Origin of the sequence: Mesorhizobium sp. M2A.F.Ca.ET.037.01.1.1 (genome assembly GCF_003998075.1) — a bacterium.
Classification (GTDB): domain Bacteria; phylum Pseudomonadota; class Alphaproteobacteria; order Rhizobiales; family Rhizobiaceae; genus Mesorhizobium.
On record NZ_RZSA01000654.1, the window covers coordinates 1 to 3,913 of the forward strand.

Consider the following 3,913-nt stretch of genomic DNA (forward strand, 5'->3'; position numbering starts at 1 on the left):
TCGCCAATCTCCAACGCCGCAAGCTGAGCGCCAACGGCGAAGCTGCCAATCTCCCCCCTTGAGGGGGAGATGCCCGGCAGGGCAGAGAGGGGGGCGAAGGATCACCACCCCGCGCAAATCTGCCTCACCCCAACCTTGCGTCCAGCGACACCTTGATTGCCCCCAGCGCTTTCGACACCGGGCACTCCGCCTTGGCCTTCTCGGCCAGTTCCTTGAACTTCGCCGCGTCGATGCCGGGCACCTTGCCGACCAGGGTGATGGCGCTGCCGGTGATGCCGGTGCCGGGAACCAGCGTCACCACCGCCTTGGCGTCGAGCTCTGCGGCCGGCGTGCCGTTCTCGGCCAGGAAATGCGACAGCTGCATGGCGTAGCAGCCCGCATGCGCCGCCGCGATCAGCTCTTCCGGATTGGTGCCGGATTTGCCGCTCTCGTCCTGGAAGCGCGCCTTGAAGGAATAGGGCGTGCCCTTCAAGGTCCCGCTCTGCGTGTCGAGCGTGCCCTGGCCTTCCGTCAGATTGCCTTTCCAGACGGCGTTTGCGGTGCGATCCATGGAGTCCTCCTGGTCTGTCGGGGTTGCGCCGGCGGCCGCCGGCGTTCTCCTGGACTATAGCGCGGGCGCGGCGGAAGGCCATCCTCCGGCGCGTCGAGATTCGGGTGAGGCCGCCTCACCGGAATCGACGCGCTTTCCGCCCGTGTGGTGGGCAGACCGAAAAATCTCAAAAAAATGCGCGCAAGAATGTCGACTTGCCATCGGCCCGACCGTCCTGCGGGCGGCCACTCGCGGCCGATGGAGATTTGAGATGGACAATCTGTTTGTTGCGATCTGGGGGAAGCCGGAGCGAAATGCCCGGCGAGCGGAGGAGTTCTGGCTGGATCCGCCGGCGCCCGGTTTCGGTCGACTGCTTGCGGCCATCGCTATTGTCGGCGTGGCGGCGTGCCTGCTCGACCACGTGGCCACGGCAAACAAAACTGACACCGCCGCCTTTGCCTCTTACAACGTGGCCATCGAAGGGAGCTCGAAATGAAATATGTCCTGCTGGTCTATGGCGAGGAGAAGGACCTTTACGCGCTCACCCCGGAACGGGCGGCCAGGCTCGATGCCGACTCGCTTGCCTATGACAGGGACCTCGACAGGCAAGGCAGGTTGGTCATCGCACAGGCCCTGCAATCGGTGAAGACCTCGAAGTCGCTGAGGCGGCGCAAGGGCAAGGTACTGGTGACCGACGGGCCGTTCGCCGAGACCAAGGAGCAGCTGCTCGGCTTCGTCATGGTCGAGGCGGCCGACCTTGCCGAGGCGCTGAAGATCGCGGAGCGCATTCCGCTGGCCGAGCTCGGCACGGTCGAGGTCAGGGCGATCTACAACATACCGGGGTCATAGGCGCCGGTCAGGCCGGGCATGGCGCGTTGCGGCCGTCTCACGCGGGAAACATCTTCAGGGTTTCTTCACGGACGCAACCGTTGCGTGTTGAAGCAACGCCGCATCTCTCTTATCGTGGCCGCGATTTCGGGGGAATTCGGCATGCCTATTCTTATCGCGATACTTGGCCTGCTCGGAGCGGCCGCCATCTGGTGGTACCGGCTGAAATATATGAGCGACGCCGCGCGTGAGGTCGCCGACGTCGTCGGGCGCGTCCAGGGCAACCTGCGCCGCAAGAAGCTGCGCAACCAGGCCGCGCTCTCGCCGCTGACGGCGATCGACGATCCGGTGGTGGCGGCCGCGACGCTGATCACCGCGATCGTTGCCGAGCAAGGGCCGGTGCTGCCGAAGCGCGAGGCTGTCATCCGGGACGTCATCTCGCAGATCGCGGAAAGCCCGAAGAAGACCGACGAGGCGGTCGTCTACGCAAAATGGGCTGCAGCGCAGGTCGACGACACGACGATCGTCATCGACAAGCTGGCGCCGTTCCTGCGCGGCCGTCTCGACCCGCATGAGCGTGACGACCTGCTCAGCATGCTGAACCGTGTCGCGCAAGGCGGCGAGCAGAGCCTCAGGATACCCGACCAGCGGATGCTGAGGCTGCGGCAGAAGCTGGGTTTTGAGGTGAACTAGAATTCAGGTGAGGCCGGCCTGCAAATGCCGGCTCCCTGCGCTTCCGGTGCTCACGTACTTTCAAGTACGCTCCGCTCCGGTTCTCGGGATCCGCCATTTTCGACTCGGCCTGACCTGAATTTCACCGCGCGGCGACGACCGTATCGCCTGCCTTCGTGATGGAGCGAAACGCCTCTCGCGTCGTCATTCTATGGCGGAGCAAGGAGCGAAGCGACGCGCGCAGACCATAGAATCCATTCCGTGACATCGGAGCGCCGCATCGGTGCAAATTCTGCGTCGCTGCGTTCCTTGGCGGAGGGAACGGAATGGATCCTCGGGTCTGCGCTCCGCTTCGCGTCACTCCGCCCGTGGATGACGAAATGAGAGGCGCTGCCGCTATTCCTCCAGGAAAGGGTTCAGATCGCCTCGCCCTTGAGCAGCCTCGGCGTGTCGCCGGAGAGGCCCGAGGCCTGGCGGATGAAGAAATCCTTCAGCCTGGGCATGCGCTCGACCAGCCCGAGGCCGAGATCGCGGACGGCGCGCAGCGGGCCAATGTCGTTGGAAAACAAACGGTTCAAGACATCGGTGGTGACGCCCATCTGCAGCGTGTCGAAGCGGCGCCATTGCTGGTAGCGCTCGAGCACGTCGAGGGCGCCGATGTCCTGGCCGAGCCGGTCGGCCTCGACGATGACTTCGGCGAGCGCGGCGACATCCTTGAAGCCGAGATTGAGGCCCTGGCCGGCGATCGGGTGGATGCCGTGCGCGGCGTCGCCGGCGAGCGCGATGCGCGGCGCGACGAAGGCGCGGGCCAGCGTCAGGCCGAGCGGCCAGGCGCGCGGCTTGTCGACGACCCTTATTTCGCCGAGCTTCAGGCCGAAGCGCTGCTCCAGATCGTGCTCGAAGACGAACTCGTCGCCCTCGACCAGAGCCTTGGCGTCTTGCGTGCGCTCCACCCAGACGATCGACGAGCGATTGGTTCCGTCCTTGTCCGGCTTCAGCGGCAGTGTCGCGAAGGGGCCGGCTGGCAGGAAATGCTCCTCGGCGCGGCCGTTGTGCGGGCGCTCATGCGCCACCGTGCAGACGATGCCGGACTGGCCGTATTCCCATTTGACGGTCTTGATGCCGGCCAGGTCGCGCAGCCTGGAGTTGACGCCGTCGGCGGCAATCAGCAGCCGCGCCTTCATCGCCGCGCCGTCGGCCAGATGCACCGTGATGCCGGCGCCGTTGACGTCGAAGGCGCTGACCGCGACGCCTTCGATGATATCGATGCCGAGCTTTTCGGCGCGGCGGCGCAGCGCGCCGTTCAAGTCACGGTTGGCGACCATGTGGGCGAAAGGCTCGCCCGGCGCCACCTCGCCGTCGAAGGTCAGGAACACCGGGCGCACCGGGTCGGCGGCGCGCGAATCGGTGATGATCATTTCGGTGATTGCCTGCGCTTCCGGCGCGATTTCGTCCCAGACACCGAGCTGCTCCAGCATGCGGCTGGCGGCGGCGGCGATGGCCGAGGCGCGCCCGTCCCGTTGCCAGACGCCCGCAGGCGCGGCGTCGACGACGGCGATGGCGAGGCCCGGCCGCGCCTGCTTCAGCGACACGGCCGCGGTGAGGCCGACATAAGCCGCGCCGGCGATGAGCACGTCGAGCGGCGCTTCGCGGTTCGCATCGGCCTTTGCTCCATCCGGCTTGCGGTCGACCATGGCATCATCCTTTCGCGGCTTCGTCGCGCCGCCGCTTGCGGCCTTGACTGGCCGTACATCCTGTCCGAAACCGGCCATGGCGCATCCCTTGAAGGATTTCAGACATGACGGCGGCCATGGACGAGCTTCTCGACATTCTCGACCTCGAGCAGCTCGAACACAATCTGTATCGTGGTCGCAGCCCAAAGGT

Annotated in this window: 5 protein-coding genes and 1 pseudogene; 4 read left to right on the forward strand and 2 right to left on the reverse strand. The window is 65.8% G+C overall.

Features of this window, described 5'->3' with window-relative positions; genetic code table 11:
* Positions 1-124: 124 nt before the first annotated feature.
* Complete coding sequence (locus EOA27_RS26255; protein WP_042645515.1) at positions 125-550, reverse strand: OsmC family protein; 426 nt, start codon at positions 548-550, stop codon at positions 125-127.
* A 250-nt stretch (positions 551-800) separates the two neighbouring features.
* On the opposite strand from EOA27_RS26255, the gene EOA27_RS26260 reads away from it, so the two are divergent.
* The 3 genes from EOA27_RS26260 (at position 801) to EOA27_RS26270 (ending at position 2,050) form a co-directional block, all read left to right on the forward strand.
* Positions 801-1,025, forward strand: a complete 225-nt coding sequence (locus EOA27_RS26260) for a hypothetical protein (protein WP_126080482.1) — start codon at positions 801-803, stop codon at positions 1,023-1,025.
* Positions 1,022-1,378: a YciI family protein gene (locus EOA27_RS26265; protein ID WP_126080483.1), complete on the forward strand. Its 357-nt coding sequence runs from the start codon at positions 1,022-1,024 to the stop codon at positions 1,376-1,378. Before EOA27_RS26260 ends, EOA27_RS26265 begins: the two co-directional genes overlap by 4 nt.
* A 141-nt stretch (positions 1,379-1,519) precedes the next feature.
* Entirely contained in the window at positions 1,520-2,050 is a 531-nt protein-coding gene (locus EOA27_RS26270) for a hypothetical protein (RefSeq protein WP_126080484.1), read from the forward strand.
* Between the two features lie 395 nt (positions 2,051-2,445).
* Here the strand turns inward: EOA27_RS26270 and EOA27_RS26275 are convergent, their stop codons facing one another.
* The gene (locus EOA27_RS26275; RefSeq protein WP_126083648.1) at positions 2,446-3,723 is read right to left on the reverse strand and encodes a ubiquinone biosynthesis hydroxylase; all 1,278 of its coding nucleotides are present in this window, start codon (positions 3,721-3,723) and stop codon (positions 2,446-2,448) included.
* 104 nt (positions 3,724-3,827) lie between these two features.
* Here EOA27_RS26275 and EOA27_RS42305 point away from each other — a divergent pair.
* Positions 3,828-3,913, forward strand: a pseudogene (locus tag EOA27_RS42305) (acyl-CoA thioesterase II); the annotation flags it as partial.